This window comes from Candidatus Poriferisodalis sp., assembly GCF_965204195.1.
GTDB lineage: Bacteria > Actinomycetota > Acidimicrobiia > Acidimicrobiales > Poriferisodalaceae > Poriferisodalis.
In genome coordinates this window covers 2054553-2079535 of the sequence record NZ_OZ241975.1, presented here as the reverse complement: position 1 = coordinate 2079535, position 24983 = coordinate 2054553, and the positions used below count along the sequence as shown (strand labels likewise).

The 24983-nt window shown below is 66.1% G+C and carries 23 protein-coding genes; 13 read left to right on the top strand and 10 right to left on the bottom strand.

Going from position 1 to position 24983, the window contains the following annotated elements; all coding sequences use genetic code 11:
* Positions 1–68 precede the first annotated feature (68 nt).
* From ACOGI8_RS09170 to ACOGI8_RS09150, 5 genes are all read left to right on the top strand, one after another.
* Positions 69–563 (top strand): proteasome activator, encoded by a 495-nt coding sequence (locus ACOGI8_RS09170; RefSeq protein ID WP_419853497.1) that lies wholly within the window; start codon positions 69–71, stop codon positions 561–563.
* Between the two features lie 85 nt (positions 564–648).
* A complete protein-coding gene (locus ACOGI8_RS09165; protein WP_419853496.1) occupies positions 649–1314 on the top strand; it encodes a hypothetical protein in 666 nt (221 codons plus the stop codon).
* Between the two features lie 46 nt (positions 1315–1360).
* Entirely contained in the window at positions 1361–2029 is a 669-nt protein-coding gene (locus ACOGI8_RS09160) for a nitroreductase family protein (RefSeq protein ID WP_419853495.1), read from the top strand.
* A gap of 173 nt (positions 2030–2202) precedes the next feature.
* The gene (locus tag ACOGI8_RS09155; RefSeq protein WP_419856390.1) at positions 2203–2592 is read left to right on the top strand and encodes a Zn-ribbon domain-containing OB-fold protein; all 390 of its coding nucleotides are present in this window, start codon (positions 2203–2205) and stop codon (positions 2590–2592) included.
* A gap of 83 nt (positions 2593–2675) precedes the next feature.
* Complete coding sequence (locus ACOGI8_RS09150; protein ID WP_419853494.1) at positions 2676–3887, top strand: thiolase family protein; 1212 nt, start codon at positions 2676–2678, stop codon at positions 3885–3887.
* A gap of 184 nt (positions 3888–4071) precedes the next feature.
* Here ACOGI8_RS09150 and ACOGI8_RS09145 read toward each other — a convergent pair whose 3' ends face one another.
* The 4 genes from ACOGI8_RS09145 to ACOGI8_RS09130 are packed head-to-tail and all read right to left on the bottom strand — an operon-like array spanning position 4072 to position 8435.
* Entirely contained in the window at positions 4072–4959 is an 888-nt protein-coding gene (locus ACOGI8_RS09145) for a TIGR03619 family F420-dependent LLM class oxidoreductase (RefSeq protein ID WP_419853493.1), read from the bottom strand.
* Between the two features lie 54 nt (positions 4960–5013).
* Positions 5014–5757, bottom strand: coding sequence for an SDR family oxidoreductase (locus ACOGI8_RS09140; protein WP_419853492.1), 744 nt, complete (start codon positions 5755–5757; stop codon positions 5014–5016).
* Complete coding sequence (locus ACOGI8_RS09135) at positions 5754–7529, bottom strand: glutamine--tRNA ligase/YqeY domain fusion protein (RefSeq protein ID WP_419853491.1); 1776 nt, start codon at positions 7527–7529, stop codon at positions 5754–5756. Before ACOGI8_RS09135 ends, ACOGI8_RS09140 begins: the two co-directional genes overlap by 4 nt.
* Positions 7530–7535: 6 nt before the next feature.
* The gene (locus ACOGI8_RS09130) at positions 7536–8435 is read right to left on the bottom strand and encodes an SCO6745 family protein (protein ID WP_419853490.1); all 900 of its coding nucleotides are present in this window, start codon (positions 8433–8435) and stop codon (positions 7536–7538) included.
* A gap of 167 nt (positions 8436–8602) precedes the next feature.
* On the opposite strand from ACOGI8_RS09130, the gene ACOGI8_RS09125 reads away from it, so the two are divergent.
* Together ACOGI8_RS09125 and ACOGI8_RS09120 are read left to right on the top strand one after the other, a co-directional pair.
* On the top strand, positions 8603–9073 hold the full coding sequence (locus ACOGI8_RS09125) for an SRPBCC family protein (protein ID WP_419853489.1): 471 nt from the start codon (positions 8603–8605) through the stop codon (positions 9071–9073).
* A gap of 27 nt (positions 9074–9100) precedes the next feature.
* Positions 9101–9526, top strand: a complete 426-nt coding sequence (locus tag ACOGI8_RS09120) for a DUF1761 domain-containing protein (protein WP_419853488.1) — start codon at positions 9101–9103, stop codon at positions 9524–9526.
* A gap of 22 nt (positions 9527–9548) precedes the next feature.
* Here ACOGI8_RS09120 and ACOGI8_RS09115 read toward each other — a convergent pair whose 3' ends face one another.
* Both ACOGI8_RS09115 and ACOGI8_RS09110 read right to left on the bottom strand, forming a co-directional pair.
* On the bottom strand, positions 9549–11096 hold the full coding sequence (locus ACOGI8_RS09115; protein WP_419853487.1) for a phosphotransferase family protein: 1548 nt from the start codon (positions 11094–11096) through the stop codon (positions 9549–9551).
* A gap of 69 nt (positions 11097–11165) precedes the next feature.
* On the bottom strand, positions 11166–12071 hold the full coding sequence (locus ACOGI8_RS09110) for a phytanoyl-CoA dioxygenase family protein (protein ID WP_419853486.1): 906 nt from the start codon (positions 12069–12071) through the stop codon (positions 11166–11168).
* Between the two features lie 101 nt (positions 12072–12172).
* Here ACOGI8_RS09110 and ACOGI8_RS09105 point away from each other — a divergent pair, with 101 nt between their 5' ends.
* Complete coding sequence (locus ACOGI8_RS09105; RefSeq protein WP_419853485.1) at positions 12173–13474, top strand: dihydroorotase; 1302 nt, start codon at positions 12173–12175, stop codon at positions 13472–13474.
* 50 nt (positions 13475–13524) lie between these two features.
* On the opposite strand, the gene ACOGI8_RS09100 is transcribed toward ACOGI8_RS09105, so the two are convergent.
* Positions 13525–14715 (bottom strand): CaiB/BaiF CoA transferase family protein, encoded by a 1191-nt coding sequence (locus ACOGI8_RS09100; RefSeq protein WP_419853484.1) that lies wholly within the window; start codon positions 14713–14715, stop codon positions 13525–13527.
* Between the two features lie 139 nt (positions 14716–14854).
* Here ACOGI8_RS09100 and ACOGI8_RS09095 point away from each other — a divergent pair, with 139 nt between their 5' ends.
* From ACOGI8_RS09095 to ACOGI8_RS09080, 4 genes are all read left to right on the top strand, one after another.
* A complete protein-coding gene (locus ACOGI8_RS09095; protein ID WP_419853483.1) occupies positions 14855–15178 on the top strand; it encodes a hypothetical protein in 324 nt (107 codons plus the stop codon).
* Between the two features lie 60 nt (positions 15179–15238).
* Entirely contained in the window at positions 15239–16198 is a 960-nt protein-coding gene (gene denD, locus ACOGI8_RS09090; RefSeq protein WP_419853482.1) for a D-erythronate dehydrogenase, read from the top strand.
* Between the two features lie 166 nt (positions 16199–16364).
* A complete protein-coding gene (locus ACOGI8_RS09085; RefSeq protein ID WP_419853481.1) occupies positions 16365–17579 on the top strand; it encodes an NAD(P)-dependent oxidoreductase in 1215 nt (404 codons plus the stop codon).
* Positions 17580–17612: 33 nt separating this feature from the next.
* Positions 17613–18884: an MFS transporter gene (locus tag ACOGI8_RS09080; protein WP_419853480.1), complete on the top strand. Its 1272-nt coding sequence runs from the start codon at positions 17613–17615 to the stop codon at positions 18882–18884.
* Here the strand turns inward: ACOGI8_RS09080 and ACOGI8_RS09075 are convergent.
* The 3 genes from ACOGI8_RS09075 to ACOGI8_RS09065 all read right to left on the bottom strand — a co-directional run bounded on the left by ACOGI8_RS09075 (position 18846) and on the right by ACOGI8_RS09065 (position 22221).
* Positions 18846–19538 carry a hypothetical protein gene (locus tag ACOGI8_RS09075; RefSeq protein WP_419853479.1) on the bottom strand — a complete coding sequence of 231 codons (693 nt, stop codon included), beginning with the start codon at positions 19536–19538 and terminating at the stop codon, positions 18846–18848. The genes ACOGI8_RS09080 and ACOGI8_RS09075 overlap by 39 nt on opposite strands.
* Positions 19535–20377 carry a methylenetetrahydrofolate reductase gene (locus ACOGI8_RS09070; protein ID WP_419853478.1) on the bottom strand — a complete coding sequence of 281 codons (843 nt, stop codon included), beginning with the start codon at positions 20375–20377 and terminating at the stop codon, positions 19535–19537. The genes ACOGI8_RS09075 and ACOGI8_RS09070 overlap by 4 nt, the downstream gene beginning before the upstream one ends.
* Positions 20378–20511: 134 nt before the next feature.
* Positions 20512–22221: a formate--tetrahydrofolate ligase gene (locus ACOGI8_RS09065; protein ID WP_419853477.1), complete on the bottom strand. Its 1710-nt coding sequence runs from the start codon at positions 22219–22221 to the stop codon at positions 20512–20514.
* Positions 22222–22454: 233 nt separating this feature from the next.
* Here ACOGI8_RS09065 and ACOGI8_RS09060 point away from each other — a divergent pair, with 233 nt between their 5' ends.
* A complete protein-coding gene (locus ACOGI8_RS09060; RefSeq protein WP_419853476.1) occupies positions 22455–24977 on the top strand; it encodes an FAD-dependent oxidoreductase in 2523 nt (840 codons plus the stop codon).
* The last annotated feature ends 6 nt before the right edge of the window (positions 24978–24983 follow it).

Sequence of the window (24983 nt, the reverse complement as noted above, 5' to 3'; positions counted from 1 at the left end):
GCCGTTTATGCGGCCGGGAGCACCGTGGCCCGGCGGGGATGGATTTCCCGCCAGATAGCATTTTGCTGGTGGTCGGCGATCCAGTTCCAGACCCAGAACAGGGCGAGTTGCTGGAGGGCGGGCCGCTCACGGAAGACAACGTCGACGACGAGGCCTTCGTTCCCGAACCAGCGAAGCTCATGCGTATCGGCGGCATGATCCGCAAGCTGCTCGAAGAAGTCCGCCATGCGGAACTCGACGAAGCAAGTCGCGACCGCATGCGCGACGTGTATCACCTGTCGGTTGACGAACTGGCAACCGCGCTGTCCGAACCACTCGCTGAAGAGCTGAACCGGATCGCGCAGCCGTTCGACGAGGACATCCCGTCGGGGCCTGAGCTGCGGATCGCCCAGGCTCAGCTCGTGGGATGGCTCGAGGGGCTCTTCCACGGCATCCAAGCGGCGGTATCGGCGCAGCAGATGATGGCAGAGCGGCAGCTGCGCACCATGCGCGGCAATGCGCTCGAGGCCGGCGGGCAGTCCCAGAACTCTCCGGCAGCGGGTCGGGGCGGTGTCTATCTGTGACCAATCACTGAATGCAATAACCAAAGGAATCAGCTGACCGGCACCGGAGCACCGGCCAGCGAGCATCGCAGGGAGCGAGAATCACATGGCGCTCGAGGTTGAGACAAAGGACTGCACGGCACTCAGCGATGCTGAGATCTCCGAGATGGCCGAGCTGGTCACCGGCGAGAACGTTCACTTCGACGTCGGCCATCTCTCCAAGCAACGCGACGCGTGGGTGCTCATCACCCATGTACGAGACGGTGCCAAGCTCGCTGCATACGGCTTCTGCACGCTCGAGCGGGTGGGCGGCGACCCGACTGTGCTGATGGGCGCCGGCGCCACACGGCGTTCGGCTCGCCGCGACAGCGCGTTGCGGGCAATGATGACCGACCAGCTGCGGCGCGCCGTGCTGGCGTTCCCCGACGAGGACGTGCTGGTGGCCTGTCAGATGGCTGACGCAGCCGCTTTCACGGCATTCAAGCCGCTCGATCGGGTAGTGCCCCGTCCCGGCTACGAGCCAAACGGCGAGGACCGTGCATGGGGGCGGCGGCTGGCCAAGCGCTTCGAGGTGCAGGGCGAGTACAAAGCGCGCGAGTTCAAGGTGTATGGCGACGGCGGGCCGTCGTTTGTGCTGAACCACACAGCACCACGGCCTGAGAAGGTCGATCCGGCGATGATCGGGCTGTTCGACGGCTTCGATACGGCCAACGGTGATGCGTTGATCGCGTTCGGCTGGGCCAGCCGGGAAGATCTCGCGAAGCTGCTGTAGCCCCCGCAACCCATCGGCTCAGTCTCTGCGGGAAGCGCATGCGCCGGTGACCTCTGGATTCAGCGAACTCGCTCGTCGCCGCAAGATGACGCGGCATTTCCTGCCGGACCCGATCGGTGACGGCCTGCTCGAACGAGTTCTCGACATCGCCCGCCGTGTCCCGTCGGCGGGCAACTCGCAGGGCTTCGACTTCGTCGTGCTCCGCGGACCCATCGAGACCGCTCGCTACTGGGACATCACCTTGCCGCCGGAGCGCCGTGCCGCCTTTCGCTGGTCTGGGTTGCTGGCCTGCCCCGTCCTCGTGACGGTGTGGGCCGATCCGGCGGCGTATATCGCTCGCTACGGCGAAGTCGACAAGGAGAGATCCGGGCTGGGCTCGAGCACGGAAGCCTGGTCGACGCCGTACTGGACCGTGGATGCGGCATTCGCATCGCTCGCACTGCAGTACGCCGCGCTTGACGAGGGTCTCGGAGTGCTGTTCTTCGGCATGTTCGATCACGCTGCCTCCGTGGCAGCGGCTCTCGGTGTGCCGCAGGCACACGAGCCGGTTGGCGTCGTGGCGCTGGGGTGGCCTGATCAGGCAGCCGAGGCTTCCGGCGGTCCGGCGGCGAGCCAGCACAGGCCCCGCCGCCCGCTGTTCGACGACGAGCCGGGCGAAGCAGCGACCGCTGCCGACCGCCCATTAGTGCACTGGGGGCACTGGACCGGCGGCTGAGGGCCGATGCTGCGCCTTGCGGCTCATCCCCGGGAACAGGCGGCTGCCGGTGAGCCGCTGGTAAGTTGCTGCAAGGCGGCCGCCGAACACGTTTCGGCCCGTGCCCGTCCCGACCCGGGAGGAACGCTGACGTGGGCGACGAGACTGCGCCAGATGACATCGGGCCGAAGCAGATGGCGATGGTGGAATACCTCAAGCTCGGGGACGACCCGCACTTGGTCGCCTATGTCTGTGATGCATGCGGGGCCAGCTACTTCGACCGGCGCAATGCCTGTGCCGCATGCGGTGCGCGCGAGTTCTCCACTGAACGGCTCGCGAACACTGGCGCGGTACGCACCTTTACGATCGTTCATCGTGCCGCGCGAGGTGTGCCCGCTCCCTACGTCTCCGCTGTCGTCGATCTGGACGGGGGCGGCCGCGTCAAGAGCAACATCATCAACATCGAACCCACGCCGGCCAACGTCGGCCTCGGCATGCGAGTGCGCCTCGCCACCTACGTGACCGCCACCGATGACGACGGCAACGAGGCCGTCGCCTTCGGCTACGAACCCGAAGCGGCCTGAGCCCGCCCCGTTACCCGCCCTACCTCGCGAACCGACAAGCAATCCCATCAGCAGCAAACCTGCCTAACGAACAGGGAGCACCCATGAGCAACCAAGACCCGGTGTGGATCCTCGGCACCTCCATGACCAAGTTCGGCCGTTATGCCGACAAAGACCTCATCGATCTGGCCGCGGAGGCCTCACTCGGAGCGCTCGATGACGGCGGGGTGACCATGGCCGAGATGGACGTCTTGGCGGCGGGCTGCCTGTACGAGGCCAATGGCGGCGTCGGCCAGCGCTTGCAGAAGCAGCTCGGCCAGACCGGCATTCCCGTCTACAACGTCGCCAATGCCTGCGCCACCGGCGCCACCGCAGTCCGCACTGTGATGATGGCGATCAAGTCCGGCGAGGCGCAGATGGGCTTGGCGGTGGGTGTGGAGCAGATGGGCAAGATGGGCATGCTCGGCGCCGACCGGGCCGCCCGCTCCGACAAGCAGGTGTTTGAGCGCAAGGGCCGCTTCGGCTCCGTCGTCGGCGTCGAGGGACGGCTCGGCACCAACATGATGCCCGGTGTATTTGCGCAGGCCGGCATGGAGTACGCCTATGAGAACGACGGCGTGGGCTTCGAGCAATTCGCCAAGGTGGCCCAGAAGAATCACGAGCACTCCACGCTGAATCCGCTAGCGCAATACCGCAAGGCGTTCACGCTCGACGAGGTCATGAGCTCGGAGGTGATCGCCTACCCGAACACGCTGCTGATGTGCTGCCCGACGGGCGACGGCTCGGCGGCGGTGGTGCTGGTCTCCGACGAGAAGCTGAAGACGCTGTCGCGTGAACAGCAACGGCGTGCGGTCAAGGTTTCGGCCTCGGTGCTCACCTCAGATCCTTGGACCGAGGGCTGCCAGGTTCAGCCTGATGTCAACACGCTCACTCGCAACGCCGCTGACGCGGCATACGAGGCCTCGGGCGTGGATCCTGCCGATCTCGACCTGGTGGAGCTGCACGACTGCTTTGCAACCGCCGAGCTGCGGCACTACGACAATCTGCGGCTGTGCGAACCGGGCGGCGCCGGCGAGTGGATCGACAAGGGCGGCCCTTGGCGCGATGGGGAGATCCCGGTCAACGTGTCAGGCGGCCTGCTGTCGAAGGGGCATCCCATCGGCGCCACCGGCGTGGCCAACCTGTTCGAGGTTGCGACCCACGTCCGCGGCGAAGCCGGCGACCGTCAAGTGCCCGACGCCAAGGTCGGCCTCGCCCACGTGATCGGCCTCGGCTCCAGCTGCGGCGTGCACATCCTGGAACGCTCCGGCCTGTAGCCCCATGCGAGCAGGGCCGCTGGCCTGTGCGAAATCCAGCGAAATTCACTGGGTGTCAGCGTGAGGGCGTCACTACGCTCGCGAGAGGGCCAGCCTCTCCGGGTGAAGCGCCTTCTCAGACTCGGCCACCCGGTTGAGGCTGGCCTCTTCGGTCACTGTACTCCGGCGAGCACTCCAGCAAGACCTAGTTTTTGAACGCGGCCAAGGTGGGGGCGAGTTCGTCGAGGTATTGCAGGGTTTCGTCGGCTGAGGGCAGGTCGAAGTTGACCGGCGTGAGAATGAACTGGCTGACGCCGGCTTCGGCGTAGGACTCCAGCCGGTCCATGCGGGGCCGGCCCCAGATGTAGAGCGTGATCGGGATGTCGTCGGCGTTCTCGCGCCCCGCTTCGGCAGCGAGGCGGCGGAATCGTTCGATGCCGCCGAGCACGTCGGGCTTGCCGGTGGTGTTCATGACACCAACGTCGATGGGCGCCCATTCGTCGGCGTACTCCGCCGCATGCTGGATGCCCAGCGGGCCGGCGTTGCCGAGTGCGATGGGCACGGTGCCGTTGGTGGGTTTTGGGTAGATCCACGACTCGCTGTAGCTGTCCCACTCGCCCTCGAAGGCAGGCACGGGATCGTCGGCCCAGATCGAGCGCATCGCAGCGATGCGCTCGCGCATGGCGCCGTAGCGGCGGCTGAAGGGCATGTCGGGGCGATGGTCGGCTAGTTCCTCCTTGTTCCAGCCGACTCCGACGCCGAGCACTACACGGCCACTGGCCAGCACATCGGCGCTGGCGACAGTGCGTGCGAGGTCGATGAGGTCGTGCTGGAGGATGAGGCAGATGCCAGTGCCGAGCGTGATCTGGCTGGTGCGTGCCGCGGCGACGCCGATGGAGACGAACGGATCCATCATGTGGAAGTAGGTGCCGGGGAGCTGGCCGCCGTTCGGATAAGGGCTTTCGCGGGACGTCGGGATGTGGGTGTGCTCGGGATACCACACGGATGCGAAGCCGCGTTCTTCGAGCTCTTGCGCCAGGTCGCCTGGGTCGATGCCGCCGTGGTGATTGCCTGTGAGATACCCGAACTTCATGGCGCGCAGCCTAGGAAAAAGGAGTGAGCCGCGGCTGTGTTCGATATGCCGCGGTTAGCCGCGGCCGACGAGGGGCATGTTGTTGGCCATGACGGTCATCGTGAGCACGTTGGTGTCGGCGGGCAGTTCTGCCATGTACAGCACAGCACGAGCTACGTCGTCGACGTCCATCAGCGGCTCGGCACGGATGCTGCCGTCGGCTTGGGGGACGCCCGTGGCCATCGGGGCCGTCAGGGGCGACTCGGCATTGCCGATGTCGATCTGGCCGACGGTGATGCCGTGATCTCGCCCCTCCAGCGAAAGAGCCTTGGTCAGCCCGGTTATCGCATGCTTCGTCGCTGTGTACGGGGACGAGTGCGGCCGAGGTGTCTGCGCCGACACTGATCCGTTGTTGATGATCCGTCCGCCGGAGGGCCGCTGGCGCTTCATCTGCGCGAACGCCGCGCGGGCGCACAGCCACGAGCCGGTCAGGTTCACCCCGACCGTGGCCATCCAGTCGTCGATCGGCAGTTCGTCCACCGGCACCGGGCGGGTGCCCATGCCGGCATTGTTGAACAGCAGGTCCACACGGCCGAACTGTTCGACGGCGGCGGCGAACAAGGCGTCCACGTCAGAGGGATCAGACACATCTGAGGTCACGGCAAGTGCGTCAGCAGCGCACTGATCCACCACCTCGTCAAGCAGCTCCCGGCGGCGGCCGCAAACAACGGTCTTCCAGCCAGCGTCCGAGAGTGCGAGCGCACATGCCCGGCCGATGCCCGTGCCGCCGCCGGTGATAATCGCCACGCCCTTGCTCATCGTCGAACTCCTTGCTGTTGCTGGCGCTTCTGGATGTTGGCCCACTCATCACGCAGGCCGACGGTGCGGTGGAAGAACGGTGCGTCGGGACTGTCCGGCCCTGGATTGTCGGCACAGAAATAACCGAGGCGCTCAAACTGCACCACCTGGCCGGGGGCGATGTCGGCGACAGCAGGCTCGGCGACCCCGGCGCACAGTTCGCGTGAGTTCGGGTGCAGGTCGTCGAGCGGATCGCCGGTGTGCTCGCCCGGAAGCTCGGTGCGGAAGAGCCGTTCGTACAGCGCCGCCTCGATGGGCACCGCATGCGCGGCGCTGACCCAATGGATGGTGGCCTTGACCTTGCGACCGTCTGGGGCCTGACCGCCAGAGGTCTCGGGGTCATAGGTGCAGTGCACTTCGGTGACGTTTCCATCGGGGTCGGTCACCGCGTCGGTACAGCGAACGAAGTAGCCGGCGCGCAGTCGCACCTCACGTCCCAGCGTCAGCCGGAAGTACTTGGGCGGCGCTTCCAGCCGGAAGTCGTCCTGCTCGATCCACAATGTCCCGCTGAACGGCACCTGCCGTGTTCCTGCCGACGGATCCTCGGGATTGTTGACAGCTTCCCGGTACTCGACCACGGGCTTCCCGTCATCGTCGGTCGGCCAATTGGTGATCACCAGCTTCAGCGGCCGCAGTACGGCCATCCGTCGAGGCGCGGTGGCGTTCAGCTCGGTGCGCACGAACGATTCGAGCAACTCGGGTGCGTGCCGACTGTTGGTGCGCGCCACGCCGATGAAGCCGCAGAAATCTCGGATGGCCGAGGGCGGATAGCCGCGCCTGCGCAGTGCCCGCAGCGTTGGCAGCCGGGGATCATCCCAGCCGTCCACATGACCGACTTCCACGAGACGGCGAAGGATTCGCTTGGAAGTGATCGTGTGGGTCAGCTCTAAGCGGGCGAATTCGGTCTGATGCGGGCGATCGCCCGCATGACCCAACTCAGCGAACGGCAGGTGCTCCAAGTACCAGTCGTACAGCGCCCGGTTGTCGCGGAATTCCAGCGTGCACAGCGAATGGGTGACGCCTTCGATGGCATCGCTCTGACCGTGAGCCCAGTCGTAGGTGGGGTAGATGCACCAGCCATCGCCGCTGCGGTAGTGGTGCTCGTGACGGATGCGGTACATCACCGGGTCACGCATCTGCATGTTCTCGTGCTGCATGTCGACACGGGCTCGCAGCACCCTGCTGCCTTCAGGATGCTGACCGGCGGCCATCTCCCGGAAGAGGCGCAGGTTCTCGGGGGCACTCCGATCCCGGTAGGGGCTCTCGATGCCTGGCTGTCCGAAGCCCCCGCGCCCCGCTGAAATGGTTTCTGCGTCCTGGTCGTCGACGTAGGCCAGGCCTCGCTCGATCAGGTATTCCGCCCATGCGTAGAGCTGTTCGAAATAGTCCGAAGCAAAGCGAACCTCGTCGGGCTCGAAGCCCAGCCACTTCACGTCGTCGACGATGGCCTCGACGTACTCGGGACTCTCGGTTGCGGGGTTCGTGTCGTCAAAACGCAGAAAGCAGCGGCCTCCGAACTCGGAGGCCACCGTGAAATCCAAGCAGATCGCCTTGGCGTGACCAACGTGGAGATACCCGTTCGGTTCCGGCGGAAAGCGGGTCTGAACCCTGCCCGCGAAACGCTCCGACCCCAAGTCCGCCTCGACTTGGTCTCGAATGAAGTCGCGACTGCCGCCGTTCGCGGACTCGCCGGTAGGGGCGGCTGAGCTGGCGGGCCCGAGGGGGTCAGTCACAGATCCTCAGGCGTCGACGGTGACGTGCGGAGGCGGCCAGACGCCCGCCACGATGCCGGTTTCGACGAGGTAGCCCATGATGCGCTCGAGCCGTCCCAGCAAGGCTTCAAGATCGGCTGCGGGCAGTGCGTCTGCCGCTGGCAACGACAGCCTGTCCGTGTCGTGCTCCACGGCTCGGCGTGCCGCATTTCCTTCGGGTGTTTGCTCACCGTCAGCAGTGATCCAGCCCCGATCGATGAGTCGTTGACACGCGGCATCCCATTCGTCGGCGCTCCAGCCCCGGATCTTCTGGATCGTGGCGCCATTGCCATGGCCGCCGGTGGTCATCATCACGTGGCATTCAACGGGATCCAGATCGCCGGCGGCGAGCGCGATGTTGTGGCCGTCGAAACGGAACTCTCGCAGCAGCGTGCAGCCGTGCCAGAGGTCCATGACATCACCGCCACCCGTGCTGTCGCCCGGCCACGGCTCCGATGCCCATCCTGCATAGAGCGGTCGAGCGCCGATGGGCAGATCGTCGGCGAAGCTGCGCAGCGCAGACGCGGCCGCTGCGATCTCGCCGGCATCGGGATACTCGCCAAGCGCCCGTTGCATAGACGCAGTGGTGAGCTCGAGCTGGCGGGCACGGACGGCGTCAGGGTCCATGATGTCCCAGCAGCCCGGCACCGCCCGTTCCACCATGCGTGGGGCGAAGTTGTAGAACACCGCCGTGACGGTCGCAGCGCTCACCCTGCCCATGGGGGCCGAGCGGTACGCGAAGTACGCATGCCACCAGCCCTTGAACCCGTCGTCGTTGAAGCCGTAGATCTCGGGCGAGTAGTAGGCGACCGTGTGAATCGGCTCGACCGTTCGTCCGAGCCGCCGGATGGGGCTGCGACGGTCCTCGGTTCGGGGAATCTCGCCCATGTGTGCTCCTCGTTCCCGTAACTCTCGGCATCGGCGGCTGCGGAGGGCATTACGGCCCGCCGCGGTCGCCGCAATGGTATGGCGCGGCGGGCTGCATCGCAGTGCCCTGCTCGGGGCCATAACCGGGGCCTGCGCCGACGTAGGTTGGCGAAACTACGGTTTCGCCCATGACCGTTCATGGAATGCAGCACGAAGCAAGCGTCGACATCGCGGCCTCACCCGATGCCGTCTATGCCTTGGTGTCCGACGTACCCCGGATGGGGGAGTGGAGTCCGGAGAATGCCGGGGCGGATTGGACGAGCGACACACCCGGTGCAGAAGGCTCGACGTTCGAAGGGCACAATCGAATCGGTGACCGCGAGTGGAGCGTGCCCTGCACGGTCACCGTGGCCCAGCCGTCGGAGTGCTTCGAGTGGGTGACCCGTCCACAGGATCCTGAAGGCCCCTACGTGCGCTGGACCTACCGCATGGCGCCCAATAGCACGGGCGGCACATCGCTGACTGAAATCTGGGATGTCCTCAGCCTGCCGCCTACGCTTCAGCCGCTGAGTGCCGAACAGTTGGCGGCGAGGGCAGACGTCGTACGCGCGGGCATGGCCGCAACGCTCGCGGCCATCAAGGCAACCGCCGAGTCATAGCTCGTTTGGGAATTCAGGAGGACGCACATGGACGCGATGGACCTAGGAAGCCTGAACTGGTGGGCGATCATCGTGGCAATCGTGTTCAACCAGGTGCTCGGGGCGGCGTGGTACAGCACGCTGGCCAAGCCGTGGATGGCCGAAGTCGGGCTGACCGACGAGGACATGGAGGCCATGAAAGGCACCCCGCGCCAGTGGTACCCCTACGCGCTGGCCATCGTCCTGGCATTCATCTTCACGCTGGTGCTGGCACTGCTGGGCCAGGGTCTCGGTGTCAACAGCTTTGGTGAAGGTCTCGGCCTCGGCTTGTTGGCAGGGGTGGGCTTCGTGCTCACCTCGCATGGTGTGAACTATGCCTTTGAGGGCCGCAGCCTGCGGCTCTGGGCGATCAACTCCGGCTACCCGCTGATCTCCTACTGCGTCATCGGTGTGCTGCTGGCTCTCTGGCGCTGAGCGCCGGCGTCGCGATCCGCCGTCACAGGCTGGCGATGTGGCGGAACGCTGAGTACTTGGGTTGGTCGATCGCCACCTGGTGGGCAACGGAGGTGCGCAGGTAGTTCGCGAGGCCAGCCGTTTCGAGCGGCATGGAGCCGTCGCGCAGCGCGTGAACGAGACGCCACCGCAGCGCCGTGACCTGCTCGGCGACCTCCGCGTCGCCTGCCGAGTGGCCGCCGGTCGACGCCATGCCATCACCGACCAGCGCTGTGAGGCGTTCCAGCTCGTAGCGGTGCAGTTGCGGCGCGATCAGGCGTTCGCGCAACGCAATGTCGATGGAGTTGCCCGCCACGAGCGCCAGGAAGTTCGTGCGACCCTCAGTGGCTTGACGGACCTCGCCATGGAGGAAGTCGCGCACACTCTCGAGCAACTCGTCCACGCGGGGCATGTCGCCGGCGGCGGCATGCGCCTGAGCACTGGTGTGACTGCCGCCGAGCGGCGACGGCTCGCTCGGCCTCCGACCGAAATCAGGTTCAAGCAGGCCCAGTTCGCGCACGGCCGGTTGGAATTCCACCGACCCCGGGATGATCAGGTTGACGCAGTCGAGCTGGCATTCCGAGCTGCGGCGACCGATACCAGGCCGCTCCACGGTGGCGTCGGAGCCCATCCGGTAGCGATCAGCCATGCCTAAGCAGCCGACCGCCCACCAAAACGAGCCGAATACCTCCCAGTACTGCACACGACTCCGATCGACGGAGTGGCCGGCCACGCTCTCATAGCCAGCAAACAGGTCCTCGTAGTGACCGAAACCGCCGACCGGCAGGTGCCGCTGACCGAAGCGCCACGAGTTGGTGCACATCCAGCCCAGGTCGCGCATGGGATCGCCGATGTGTGCCGTCTCCCAGTCGAGCACAGCGATCAGGCCGGCATCGGCATCCACCATGATGTTGCCGTTGCGAAAGTCGTTGTGCACCAGGGTCAACTCGACAGATCCGCGCCCTGAGAGCTGCTCGGCCAGCCAGCGGGCCGCGTAGTCGATCATCGGCTGTGGCGTGGGCATCTCCTTGCAACGATCCCATGTCTCGGCCAAGTAATCGGCCGGATCGAAACGGCGGAGCACCGGGGCGAGTTCCGCCGCGTCCACGTCGACACGGTGAATGCGCGCCATCTCCTGACCGCACTGGAACGCCAGCTTCGAACGGGCGTTCTCCAACTCGGGCAAGCGGGCGATACGCGCTCCGAGCGTCACACCGTCCAACCACTCCATGAGAAATCCGGCGCCGACACCGTCATCGGCCCTCAGCACGTACAGCACCTCGGGTTCGGGAACCCCGGCCGCGCGGGCTGCGGTCATGCACTGCGCTTCGGCCGCTACACCGGTGACATTGTCGCCCTCGCGGTCTTCGCCGTCAGGCCCCCGGCGCAGGCAGACAACGAAGCTGGCGTCAGGGTCGGACACTCGCCGGCACACCAGTCGGTATGTCTCCATGCTGGCCCCGCCGCTGAGTCGCTCGGCGTCCGCCAATCCGGCGCAATCAGCTATCTCCCGGCGCACCACGACATCAAGTGCGTCGGAGAATTCGGGCATGGGGTGAGGGTGCTCGCCGGTCACGTCGAGCTCACCACGAGGTCTACCTCGCTTGACCGGTACGGCCGCTCAAGCTTCCTCGGCGTCTTTCTGCTGGGAGCCGAAGATCGTCGGTGGGCCCTTGCGCGACCAGTCGGGCGCACCGTGCATCTGGCGGCCGCCGATCGTGAGCATCTGGGACGCCTCGCCGCCGCAGATGTGGCCGCCGCTCGATCCCAGCACGCCGTTCGCGCCAATATGGCTGATCGGGTAGGAGTCGACCGCCGAGTAGGTCTGCAGCAGCAGCGGTCGGGGCCGCGGCGAGTTGTTGGGCAGCGAGCCGTGGATCATGCAGCAGTTGTGGACGGTGACCGAACCTGCCGGTCCGCCGAGGTACACCATCTGGTCCAGATCCAGGGTTGCCACATCGGCATCGGCCATCGATCCCGCCCAGCTCCCATCGGGCGCATACTGGTCGAACAGCGGACCCCGGTGGCTGCCTGGCAGCACCCCCATCGGTGACATCTCAGCGTCGACGTCTTCGAGATAGACGCCGATCGTGAGAGGGGTGAAGTCGGTGTGAGGCCAGAACTGGATGTCCTGATGCCACTTCACTTCCTCGCCACCGCCGGACCATTTGAAGTTGAGCTTGGAGTGGTGGTAGCGGACTGGGCCGCCGAGCAGGGCCGCGGCAAGCTGCGCCGGCGGGCCTTCGAAGGTGAACCTCGCATAGGTCGGGTGCTGATCGACCGGGGAGATGAGTCGCCGCAGCCGGGGCGCATCGGCCGTGTGCGTGGGTTCGAGATCGAAGATCTTGCCAGAGGACGTCTCCGCACGGCTGGTGTCGATGAACTCCGCCGTCACAGCGCGAAGCTCGTCAAGCCACTCCGGCCCGACAAAGCCCGGCAGGCACAGGTAGCCATTCGCCTCATAGCCGGCACGCTGGCTATCCGAGATGAGAGCGCTGGCAGGCGGGGCAACGTCGGCAAGTGTCATGCCCAAACCGTACCGGGAGACTCAGTCTCGCTTCACTTTGCGGAGCAGATTGCCTGATCGCGGAACGCCCGCCATAGCGGCTGGTTGCTTAGGGTGAGGCAGTGGCTGTGGACTTGGTGATCTCGGGGGGTCGGCTGGTGGCTCCGGCTGGTGCCGCTGAACCCGTCGATGTGGTCATCGAGAGCGGACGCATTGCAGCGGTGGTGCCGGTTGGGGAGGCCCCGGCGGCGCAGCGGACGCTGGACGCGTCGGATGCGTTGGTCATGCCCGGATTTGTCGACATCCAAGTCCACTTCCGTACACCAGGCGCCACCGACAGCGAGGACATGGCTTCCGGCGCCGCAGGTGCGGCGATGGGTGGCGTGACGGCCTGCGTGATCATGCCCAACACCAACCCGCCGATCGACACTCCCGACATGGTCAACGAGGTGGTCGCCGTGGCCGCCGGTGTGCCGTGCGATGTCCGGACATCGGCGGCTATCACTGCAGGACGAGCGGGGGAGCGGCTCGCTGATCTGGCGGCGTTGTATCAGGCAGGCGTGCGCGTGTTCACCGATGACGGCGACTGCGTGGCTGACGATGCACTAATGGAAGCCGCTCTCGCGGCAACCGTGCGGCTGCCCGGCGCAGTGATCAGCCAGCATGCGGAAGACCCCGCGATGGTCGCCGGGGGAGTCATCAACGCCGGCGCTGTGGCCGACCGACTCGGACTACGTGGGCGGCCTGCCGAAGCAGAGGTCTCGGTGGTCCATCGGGACATCGAGCTCGCCCGGCGGACAGGAGGTCGCTACCACGTGTTGCATCTCTCGGTTGCCGCGGCCATGGATCTGGTTGCCCGGGCCAAACGAGACGGAGTGGCGGTGACTGCGGAGGTCACCCCCCAACACTTGGTGCTCACCGAGGACGACGTCGAGCGGCTCGGCACGACGGGCAAGATGAACCCGCCGCTGCGGTTGGCCGATGACGTGGCGGCGCTTCGCCAGGGCATTGTCGACGGATCGCTGGATGCCGTTGCGACCGACCACGCCCCCCACCATCCCTCGCTGAAGGACCGGCCGCTGGCCGATGCCCCGCCAGGAATGATCGGTGTGGAGACGATGGCGCCGGTGGTGTGGTCGGAATTCGTCGCTACCGGTCAGATGTCACCCGAGCGCTTCGTGGAAGTGGTCTCAACTGCACCCGCCCGCATCGCGGGCATTACTGACCACGGCCAGCCGATCCGCGCCGGCAGCCCCGCGAACGTGACCGTGTTCGACCCCACCGAGTCCTGGAAGGTGCGCGCCGCGGACCTGCAGTCGCGCAGCCTCAACTCGCCGTGGGCCGGCCGCACGCTGACCGGCCGCGTGCGTCACACAGTGCTGGCAGGCAATCCCGTTGTGGTCAACAACGAACTGGACGTGTGACCGGCAGCGCACAGACGCCCTAGCTGCGGGGGCAGCGGGAGGCTCTGCAGCTACCAGGCGCCAGCCTCGCGCCACGCTTCGAGCTGTTCCCACTCGGCACCGGCCTCGAGCAATGCCTCTTCGGTGTGCTGGCCCAGCTCGGCCACATCGATGCCAGGCCGCGTGGGCGTGTCCGACATGGTGATGGGGCAGCCCACCCAGGTCTGCGTGCCCCACTCGTCATGGTCGGCCTTGACCAGATAGCCGTTGGCGTACGGCTGCTCGTTGGCCACCACCTCTGAATGGCTGCGCACGGCGCAGAAGCGCTGTTCTTCGGCTTCGAGCCGCTTCGACCATTCCTCGGTGGAACGGGTGGCGAACACCTCTGCGAAGAACGCCCGCAGCTCCAGTGCTACCTCCCGAGGCACGAAGTAGGCATTCCACTGCGGATGGTCTTCGAGGTCGGGCCGTTCGATGGCCCGGCACATGCCCGGCCACAGATGCTCGGGACAGCCCGCCATGGCGATGGCGCCGTCGGAGGTGGGGAACACGCCGTACAACGCGTGCACCAAGGGATGCCCGCCATTGGACCGGCCTGCTTCCTCACCGGTCAGCAGCAAGTGGGTGTACTCCACGGCTTGCAGCCAGATCTGGCCGCCGAGGAGGCTCACATCGACCCGCTGCCCCCGACCCGTGCGTTCGCGGGCGTACAGCGCAGCAAGAATCCCCGTTTGCAGATTCTGCGCGCCGCAATGGTCGGCGACGAGCGCCCCATAGGTCGACAGCGGCCCGCCGTCAAAGCCGCTCGAGGCGATGACGCCGCCGGAGGCCTGCCCAGCGATGTCGGCGCCCTCACGATCCGCCTCCGGACCGTAGGGACCCAAGAAGCTGCCCGCCGCCCAGATGATGCCCGGGTTCACGGCCGCGAGATCGTCATAGCCCAGACCCCACTCGTCGAGCGTGCCGGGCTTGAAGTTCGAGAGCACCACGTCGGAGGTCTCGACCAGCTTCAGAAAGGCCTCCTTGCCCGCGTCGACACGCAAGTCGAGCGTCACCGAGCGCTTGCCACGGTTGCACGCTATGTAGACCGACGAGTGGCCGTAGTCCTCGAGGACGTCGACGTGGCGGCCCACGTCGCCGACCTGGGGCAGTTCGATCTTGATCACCTCGGCGCCGAGACCGTGCAGCATGGCTGCTGCTTGCGGTCCCTGCACCAGCGTGGACAGATCCAGAACTCGTACTCCATCGAGTGCGCCGGCCATGGTTTCCCCTTGGTCACAGTGGTCTCACAGCAATTGGTGACGATGGTACTGAGCACTCGCCGATGCCCCCGCACGACGGCAGATCGGCTGGCTCTTCGCAGTGCACCATCGCAGCTCGCTGCTGCGAGAATGGACCACCGTGACAGACACCGCCGCTGCAGCTTCGGAGCTCGAAGAAGCATCCGCTCGCACGCTGCGGTTCTCCATCCTGATCTCGGCCATTCGCTGCACGCTGGCGTATGTGATCCTGCCGTTCGTGGCGCCATTCATCGGGCTGGCGCCGGGTGTCGGGCCCGCGGTGGGCATACCCATTTCGCTGATTGCACTGTGGGCGAACATCGCGAGCATCAAGCGGCACTGGCACTCCGATCACCGCTGGAAATGGCCGGTCAGCGTGCTCAACGTCGGGATCATCGTGCTGCTGGTGATCCTGCTCGTTCTCGACTTCGGGCAGCTGCTGTAGCACGCCACGGTTCGGCACCGGCAGAAGCGTCTGAGACATGTCCGAAGTGAGGTCCGCTGGATGCACGTGCTGATCACCGGGGCCGCGGGAATGCTCGGCCGGAAGCTGACCAGGCGGCTGGTGGATGTCGGAACGCTGCGTGGGAGCCCCATTGACCGGATGGATCTCATCGACATCGTCGAGACACCCACCGAGGACAGCATCTGTTTCGCATGCGTCGCCGACCTCTGTGAGCCCGGCGTCGCCGAGGATTTGCTGAAGCCAGTGCCCGATGTCGTGTTCCACCTTGCCGGAGTCGTATCAGGCGAGGCTGAGGCCAATTTCGACAAGGGAGTGGCCGTCAACATCGATGGCACCCGAGCGCTGTTCGATGCGCTGCGTTTCGCCGAGGGGATCCCGCGAGTCGTGTTCACGTCGTCAATCGCTGTGTTCGGAGCGCCCTTACCCGATCCGATCCCCGATGATTTCCACCTGACGCCGCTCACTTCTTATGGCACGCAGAAGATGGTGGCCGAAGCACTCCTCGCGGACTACAGCCGCCGTGGCTTTTTCGATGGCATCGGCATTCGACTGCCCACCATCAGCGTTCGCCCGGGTTCGCCCAATGCTGCCGCGTCAGGTTTCTTCAGCGACATCATCCGCGAGCCGCTGGCTGGAGCACCGGCGGTGCTGCCCGTATCGAGGGAAGTACGCCACAGCCACGCCAGCCCCCGGACCGCCGTCGGGTACATGGTCCATGCAGCAGAGCTCGACGGCGCCATCGTGGGAGCACGACGCAACCTCACCATGCCCGGGGTGTCAGTGACCGTCGGCGAGCAGATCGAAGCCCTCGCTCGCGTCGCTGGACCCGATGCAATGGCTCTGATCACCGAATCACCAGATCCGACCATCGGAAAGATTGTGGCCGGGTGGCCCGAGCGGTTCGACACTCGACGGGCTCTGAACCTGGGCTTCGTGCCCGACCGGAGTTACGACGACATCATCCGCGCCTACATCGAAGACGACCTCGCCCCCGTCTGAGCCCAGAGCCCGAGCGGCCCGTGAGCGCAGCGAACAAGAGCGGGAGACTCAGCGTGGCACCGCGCGGGGTCGCGCGTTTGGCACACTGGCTGAACATGCGGGCATATGTCTCAGCGGCCGCTTCGGCGGCGCTGTGAACTCACGCCCTGTACTAGCGGTGACGCCGATGCGCATTCTGTTTGCCGACAAGATCGACACCGGACGCTTGGGCCGGCTCGAAGCTGCAGGCCATGAGTGCATCGTCAAGCCCGAACTGACGGCGGACGATCTGGCCGAACACATCGAAGGCATCGAGGTGCTGGTGGTGCGCAGCACCGAAGTGAACCGCAAGGTGTTCAAGACCGCTGACCGGCTCAGCATGGTGCTGCGAGCCGGTGCCGGCACCGACACGATCGACTGTGACGGGGCCTCCAAGTTCGGCATCTACGTCTGCAATGTGCCGGGCCGAAACGCCGTGGCCGTCGCCGAATTGACCATGGGCTTGCTGCTAGCGGTCGACCGGCAGATCCCCGATGCCACGTCCGACCTGCATGAGGGCCGCTGGAACAAGTCTCAATACATGGGCGCCACAGGTTTGAAGGGCCGCCGGATGGCGATCGTGGGCATGGGCGCCATCGGCATCGAGGTTGCTCATCGCGCGGCGGCATTCGGCATCGAACTCTCGGCGCTGTATCGCTCGGATCGCTCTGCGGCCCTGCTGGCTGAGATGAGGCAACTCGAGATCGAGATCCATCCCGACTGGGACAGCCTGCTCGCAAGCGCCGACATCGTCTCGGTGCACCTGCCGGCCACGCCCGAGACGTGCGGCCTCGTCGATGCCGACTTCCTGGCGAAGATGCCGGACGGGGCGATCCTGCTCAACACGTCTCGTGGGGAGATCGTGGACGAGGGGGCATTGCTGCGCGCTCTGGACGAGCGGGGGATGCGGGCAGGACTCGATGTGTTCCGCGGGGAGCCTCCCGGTGCCGACTCGGACTGGCACTCGCCGCTTGCGTCGCACCCGAGGGTCACTGGCACGCATCACATCGGCGCGTCCACAGTGCAGGCCTCCGAAGACATTGCCGACGGCGTCGTCGAGGTGCTTGAGGCCTTCACTGCGGGCGACGTGGTCAACTGTGTCAACCGTGCAGAGCGGCCGTTGGGTCGCAGCACCATCGTCGTGCGTCACCGTGATCAGGTTGGCGTGCTGGCGGGAATCCTCATGGCTTTGCGTGCCAGCGGCATCAACGTGCTGCAGATGCGCAACGAGATCCTGGCCGGTCCCAAGCACCATGCAGCGGTGGCCACCATCCGGGTGTCTCGCCGGCCATCACGCAAAGTGCTGGGTGAGCTGGGCGAGATGGAAGCGGTGTACGGGGTCCGCCTGATCAACCCCCGCTGAGCGAGCATCTGGTCCCAGCCATACCCTGATCCGGTGCGCCCCGGGACCGGCAAGAACTCCATTGCGCCGATCCTGATCACCGGCAGCATCATCACTGCGCTGACGCTGGGCGTACGGGCCACTATGGCGCTGTTCCCTGATGCCATCGACCAAGCACTGGGAGTGGGCATCGACACAGTGGGGCTGACTGTCGCCGTGCAGAACCTCGTGTGGGGCTTGGGTCAGCCGCTCGCAGGCACCATCGCCGACCGGTTCGGCGCGGCGCGGACGCTGCTCGTGGGCGCCATCGCCTATGCGGTGGGCTTGCTGGTGATGGGTGCGGCCAACGGGCCGGCTGGGCTGCATCTCGGTGGCGGGGTGATCGTCGGCCTCGGTATGTCTGCAGCGTCGTTCGCGGTGGTGCTCTCGTCGATGAGCCGGCTCGTGGACCCTCACCGGCGCTCGATGGCCCTGGGCGTGGCCACGGCCTGCGGCTCGCTCGGGCACTTCGTGCTGGTGCCGCTGACCGGCGCTGTCATCAGCGCCTTCGGCTGGCGCAGTGCGCTGACCGTCCTGGCCGTCGTGACGGTGTCCATCGGGTTGTTCGTTCGACCGCTGCGCAGCCGGCCAGGTGCTGCCGAAGCCGTTGAGGCGGGGCCAGACGACGAATCGCTCCTGACGACGTTGGCAAGAGCGGCCCGCCATCGCGACTACCTGCTGATCAACTGCACGTTCTTCGTGTGCGGCTTTCATGTGACGTTCATCGGTGTGCACTTGCCGAAGACGCTCACCGACGCGGGCCTCGATACCGCCGTCGCCACCATGTCGTGGTCGCTCGTCGGCCTGTTCAACATCGTGGGGGCGTTTGCCGCCGGTGCGCTGGGCATGCGATTCGCGAAGAGCCGGCTGCTGAGCATCATGTACAGCACCCGGGCGCTTGCCTTCGCGGGTCTCGTCCTGTTGCCGGTGACACCCATCGTGGCCCTCGGGTTCGGCGTCGTCGTGGGAGTTGTGTGGCTCGCCAGCGTGCCATTGACCTCTGGCATCGTGCTGGGCCAATTCGGCGTGCACAGAGCCGGAACGCTGTTCGGCTTCGTGTTCCTGTCACACCAGATCGGTGCATTCCTGGGCGCCTGGGGCGGTGGCGTGATCCGCGAGCTGACCGGTTCCTTTGACCTGTGGTGGTGGCTGGCTGCCGCACTCGGCGTAGCGGCCGCAGCACTGCACTTCAGCATCTCCGAAGAGCCTGCTTCGCCGCTGCCAGAGCATCGACGCGGAGCTTCGCCTTCAGCCTCCCAGGACGCTGTAGCTGCCGTCGACGGCTAGGCGGATGGAGACGTACAGCCCCAGCAGCGGGACCACGATCCAGGGGGCGTTGAACCCCAGGATCATGCCGTACACCTCGCCTCTGCCGATGTCTCGGTGACGCTTCGCAATGAAGAAGCTCAACAAGTAGATAGACGTCGCATACGTCCACTGCCAGAAGAACATGACCCCGAGGATTCCTGCTGCAAGAGGCGACAGGAACTCCGTCGTGAACGTTGTGTAGAGGATCAGCGTGGGGATCGCCGTGACGAAGCCATTGCCTACATCCACGTTGAACCCGTAGGTGCGGCGATCGGCATACGAGCCGTCGTATACGGAATAGGCGGCCCACACGTCGGCCCAGACGGTCGGAGAGAACGCTGACCGCAGCGGAACTTTGGTCGTGAGGAACGCGAGCGCTGGGCTCCTGCGGGTGTGCAGCCGTTGTTGTTGCCAGTAGGCAAACCGAGACTCGATGTAGTCCCGGCGAAAGAAGAGGCAGATCTCCCAGAAGCAAATCACGAGGTTGGTCGAGAGGAACACGGCAAAGACCACGTACGTGATGTCGATGCCCCCGTGCCAGTACACGCGATGCGCAATGCCCAAAGCCGCCAGCAACGCAATCTTGAGCGCGGCGAGCAGTCCCGCCGGCAACGTCACTTGGCTCGCGCTCACCTGCGGCGTGACGACGTCTCGGCGAGTGCCGTCTCGCGCCAGGCGATCGTGTCGGCGATCGCGTTGAAAGTGAAGACGTGCAGGCCGGCTATGCCGAGCCGCTCCGCGTGGGGGGCGATCTGGTCGAGGGGCCCGCTCGGGTCGTAGCCGCCGGGGCGCAGCAGGCGGGCCACGGCTCCGGTGTTTTTGCGCAGGTAGCGCAGGGATGCTCCGACTCCGAGGCGAGTGCCGATCCGCAGCAAGCGTGCCGGATCGACCGCTCCGGGAATGCCCAAGTGCACGGGAAGGATGAATCCGCTGTCACGCTCGGCAGCCAGCCATTCCAGGATCGCCTTGGGATGAAAGCACATTTGGGTGGCTGCGTGGCCCTCAATGCCCGCCTCGGCGAGCAGCACCTGCTTCACGTGCAGCGCTTCGTGAAGCACAGCATCGGTGATGAGCGCATGTCCCTCGGGATACGACGTGACGCCGATATGGGTGAGCGAGTGGCTGACCTCGCGCAGCGCTTCGAGCAGCCCCACGGCACTGTCAAATGGGCCGGCAGGGGAGGTGACGTCGCCGCCGACGAGGAATATCTCGCTGAGACCCATCGATTCGATGCGCCCCAGCAGCTCTTCGAGGTGGTCGCGACTGCGCACCATGCGTGCGGCGATGTGAGGAACCGGGCGGTGTCCCAGCGCGCGCAGTTCGGCGGTCAGGTCCAGCGTGTCCTCCAGCGTCTTGGAGGCCGACGCGGTGACGGACACCGGCGCAGCGGGAGGCAGGTGCGCGAGCTGCTCGGCCAGATTGCGCAACGGGATCAACTCCCACTGGGCGTCGGCCAGCAGCCTGCGGCGCACCTGTGCGTCGTCGCTCGACAGCCTGCGACTGCTGGGCAACCGGCGACGGGCCGAGTCCGGCCGCCAGATGCTGGTCCAGCTCTGCGTCCGGTTGCTCTTGGGATTCGAGAAGAAAGCGAGCAATTGAAACTCCGTCAGCTCAGGCCGACGATGTCGCCGTCGGCATCGAGGTCGATGTGGCGGGCTGCGGGGTCACGCCCGAGCCCGGGCATCGTGCGCATGTCTCCGCAGATCGGGTACACGAACCCGGCGCCCACCGATGCCCGCACCTCGCGCACCGGAAGGGTCCAGCCGGTCGGGGCGCCCTTGAGCGAGGCATCCGACGAGATAGACAGGTGAGTCTTGGCGATGCACACCGGCAGGTTTCCGAAACCGTTGCGCTCGTACCCGTCGATCTCACGGTTTGCCCGGGCGGTATAGCTCACATCGTCTGCGCCGTACACGTTGGTCGCGACGGCGCTGATCTTGTCGCGCAGCGACATGTCGTCTGGGTAGAGCACCGAGAAGTCCGTCGGCTCTTCGGCTGCTTCGGCCACCGCTTCGGCAAGGTCAGCGGCGCCAGCGCCGCCGTCGGCGAAGTGCGTGCAGCGGGCAGAGCGGGCACCGTATTCGGCAGCGATGTCGGCGATGGCGGCGAGGTCGGCCTCGTGATCGCCGGGGAACTGGTTGATCGCCACCACCGGCGAGACACCGTGCATCCGCACGTTCTCGAGCTGTTTGCGGAGGTTGTCGCCGCCGGCGTGCACCTCCTCGGGGTTGGCCTCGAGCAGGGCCGGCGGCAACGGGCGGCCAGCCACGATCCGGTGCTTGCCCGAGTGAGCTTTGAGGCCCCGTACAGTGGCCACGATCACTGCGGCGTCGGGCGATACACCCGAGTACCGGCACTTGATGTTGAAGAACCGCTCGGCGCCCATGTCGGCGCCGAACCCCGCCTCGGTGAGCAGGAAGTCGGACGTGCCGATACCGATCTGGTCGGCAACGATCGAGGAATTCCCGGTCGCGATGTTGCCGAAGGGACCCGTGTGCACGAGTGCCGGGGATCCTTCCAAGGTCTGCATGAGGTTGGGTTTGATGGCTTCGCGCAGCAGCACCGCCATCGACCCGGCGGCGCCGATGTCTTCGGCGGTCACCGGCTCGCCGCCTTTGGTGTAGCCGAGCACGATGCGGCCGAGCCGGGCACGCAGATCTGACATGGAGGTGCACAGCGCAAGTGTCGCCATCACCTCCGAGGCAGCGGTGATGTCGAAGCCCGACTCGCGGGGGATGCCGTCGAGGCGGCCGCCCAATCCGATGGTGATGTTCCGCAAGGCCCGGTCGTTGACATCCAGCACCCGCCGCCAAGTGATGTTGTGAATATCGAAGCCGGCCTCATTGCCGTGGTACAGGTGCGCATCCAGCATGGCGGCGCAGAGATTGTGCGCTGCGGTGACGGCGTGCATGTCGCCGGTGAGATGCAGGTTGAACAGGTCCATCGGCACCACCTGGCTGTAGCCGCCGCCGGCCGCTCCGCCCTTGATGCCGAAGGTGGGACCCATCGACGGCTGTCGGATGGCGATGGTGGCGGTTCGCCCGATGTGTCCGAACGCCTGCCCGAGCCCAACCGTGGTGGTCGTCTTGCCCTCGCCGAGCGGCGTCGGGGTGATGGCCGTCACCACCACGTAGCGCCCGCGGGGCCGGTCAGCCATCGCTTCGACGGCCTCCAGCTTGACCTTGGCCACGCCGGAGCCGTACAGCTCGAGGTATTCCAGCGGGATGCCCGCCTCCTCCGCGATCTCAGTCAGCGGCCGGATCTGTGCAGCCGATGCAATCTCGAGATCACTTGGAAATCCGCCTGTCGTTGCCATGCCGTGCACCCCCACACGAATTGAGCCCTCTACACCCTGCCAGAACCTCGCGGCCTCGCTGCGCCACTGGTTCGATGTCGTCAATTGCCGGGTCGTTCGGCTACTGTTCCCCTAGTTGCTGTTCCGCTGAGCGGAACTGTTCCATCATACAGAACAGCATCGATCCATAGCAGCGATATGCGGCAGCGGTGCTGCGGCATGCTGTTGACCAGCAATGGCGGGGGATGAGAGTTATGAGTGACTTTCCGGCGCGGGCAGATTGTGTCGTCATTGGTGCAGGCATCGTCGGCAACTGCCTGGTCGGCCATCTCAGCGATCTCGGCTGGACCGACATCGTGCTCCTCGACAAGGGCCCGCTGCCCAATCCGGGCGGATCCACCGGCCACGCATCGAACTTCATCTTCCCCGTCGATCACTCCAAGGAAATCGTCGATCTCACGGTCGACAGCCAGCACCAGTACGAGGCACTGGGTCTGCAGAACACGTGCGGCGGCATCGAAGTGGCACGCAGCCCCGAGCGCATGGAAGAGTTCCGCCGCCGCATGACCTCGGCGACGTGCTGGGGCATCGAGTCGAAGCTGCTCACGGTCGACGAGGTCGTCGAAATGGTGCCGTTCATCGACTCCGATGTCATCTTGGGCGGCTTCTACACCCCCAGCGTCTCGGCTGTGGACTCGCTGGAGACGGGCACGCAGATGCGCCGCCGGGCCACCGAGGCCGGCCACCTGCAGACCTTCGCCAACACCGAAGTGCTCGACATCGAGACCGTGGCCGGAGCGAACCGCCCCCGCATCTCCGCAGTGGTGACCGATCGGGGCCGCATCGAATGCGACACCGTGGCGATCGCCTGCGGCGTATGGAGCCCCAAGCTCGCCCAGATGGCCGGAGCCACCATCCCGCTCACACCCGCCGTCCACCAGATGGTCGATGTGGGCCCGTTCGACGTGCTGGTCGAGACAAATCAGGAGCTGGCATACCCGATCGTGCGCGACATGGACACCTTCTGCTACGAGCGCCAGTCGGCCGGCTCCATGGAGGTGGGCAGCTACGCCCACCGGCCGATCCTGCACCGTGTCGAGGACATCCCTTCCAACGAGGAAGCAGCACTCAGCCCCACCGAGATGCCGTTCACGCCCGACGACTTCGACGAACAGCTCGAGCAGGCCATCGAGCTGATGGAGTTCCTGGGCGACGGTGAGATCAAGTACGCCATCAACGGCCTGCTCTCGCTGACGCCCGATGCTTCCCCGGTCTTGGGCCCGACACCAGAGGTCGAGAACCTGTGGTCGGTGGCGGCGGTGTGGGTCAAGGAAGGTCCTGGTGTGGGGCGCCTGATGGCCGAATGGATGACCTACGGCTATCCCCGCATGACCGATCCCCACGGCTCGGACGTCACGCGCTTCTACCCCCAGGACCGCAACGTCATCCACATCGAGACCCGGGCCGACGAGCACTTCAACAAGACCTACGGCATCGTGCACCCTCGCGAGCAGTGGGCGACGCGCCGCAACCTGACCTGCGGCCCCGCCAAGGCCCGCACCGATGACCTCGGCGCCTACTACTTCGAGGCCGGCGGCTGGGAGCGGCCGCACTGGTACGAATCGAATGCCGACCTCGTCGAGCAGTACGGCGTCGAGGGCCGTACCCACGAGTGGGACGCTCGCTGGTGGAGCCCCATCACCGATGCCGAGCACCTGCACCTGCGCGAGCACTGCGGGCTGGTGGACATCTCGCCGTTCCAAGTGTTCGAGGTGTCGGGCCCAGGCGTGGTGCCCTACATCGAGAAGATGGTGGTCAACAAGTGCGACCTGCCGGTTGGGCGCTCGATCTACACCCCGGTGCTCACCGCCGACGGCGGCTTCCGTTCGGACCTCACGATCGTGCGCCTGTCCGAGGACCGATTCCGCATTGCTACCGGTGCATTCGACGGCGGCCGTGACGAGTACTGGTTCCGCCACAACCTCCCCGCCGACGGAGTGCACTTCGAGAACCGCACGGAGGCCTTGGCCACCTATGGCGTGTGGGGTCCCAACGCGATCGCGCTGCTGCAGACGCTGACCGAAACCGATCTGTCGCAGGAGGCTTTCGGCTATGGCCAGGTGCGCGATGCGCTGCTCTCGGGGATCCCGGTGCAGATGTTCCGCATCTCCTACGTCGGCGATGCCGGCTACGAGATCTACTGCCCCACGAGCGCAGGGCTGGCCCTGTGGGACGCCATTACACAGGCCGGGCGGGAATACAGCCTGAGGCCGGTCGGTGCCGGGGTGTACGGCACCACCGGGCGGCTCGAGAAGGGCTATCGGCTCATGGGTGCCGAGCTCGAGAGCGACTACAACCCGGTCGAAGCGGGCCTGGCCCGACCACGGGTGAAAGCTGCCGATTTCATCGGCAAGGAGGCCTATCTGGCAGCCCGGGAGGCGCCGCCGGCAGCCCAGCTCGCCATGCTGCGCTTCGACAGCCTGCGCTGTGCCGAGGGCTACGACCGCTTCCCGATGGGGGCTGGCAACGAGCCTGTGCTGACACCGGCGGGGGAGCGGATCGTCGACTCGCACGGCAGGGTCAGCCGTATCACCACCGCGGGCAATGCCCCATCGCTCGGCGCCTACTTGGCAATGGCCTACCTGCCGCCTGAGCTTGCTGCCGTGGGCACCGAGCTGTCGGTCATGTATCAACATGAGCAGTACCCGGTGACGGTGGCGGCCACTGGGCCGAACCTCGCGCTGTTCGATCCCGATGACAGCCGCATGAAGGCCTGAGGGCGC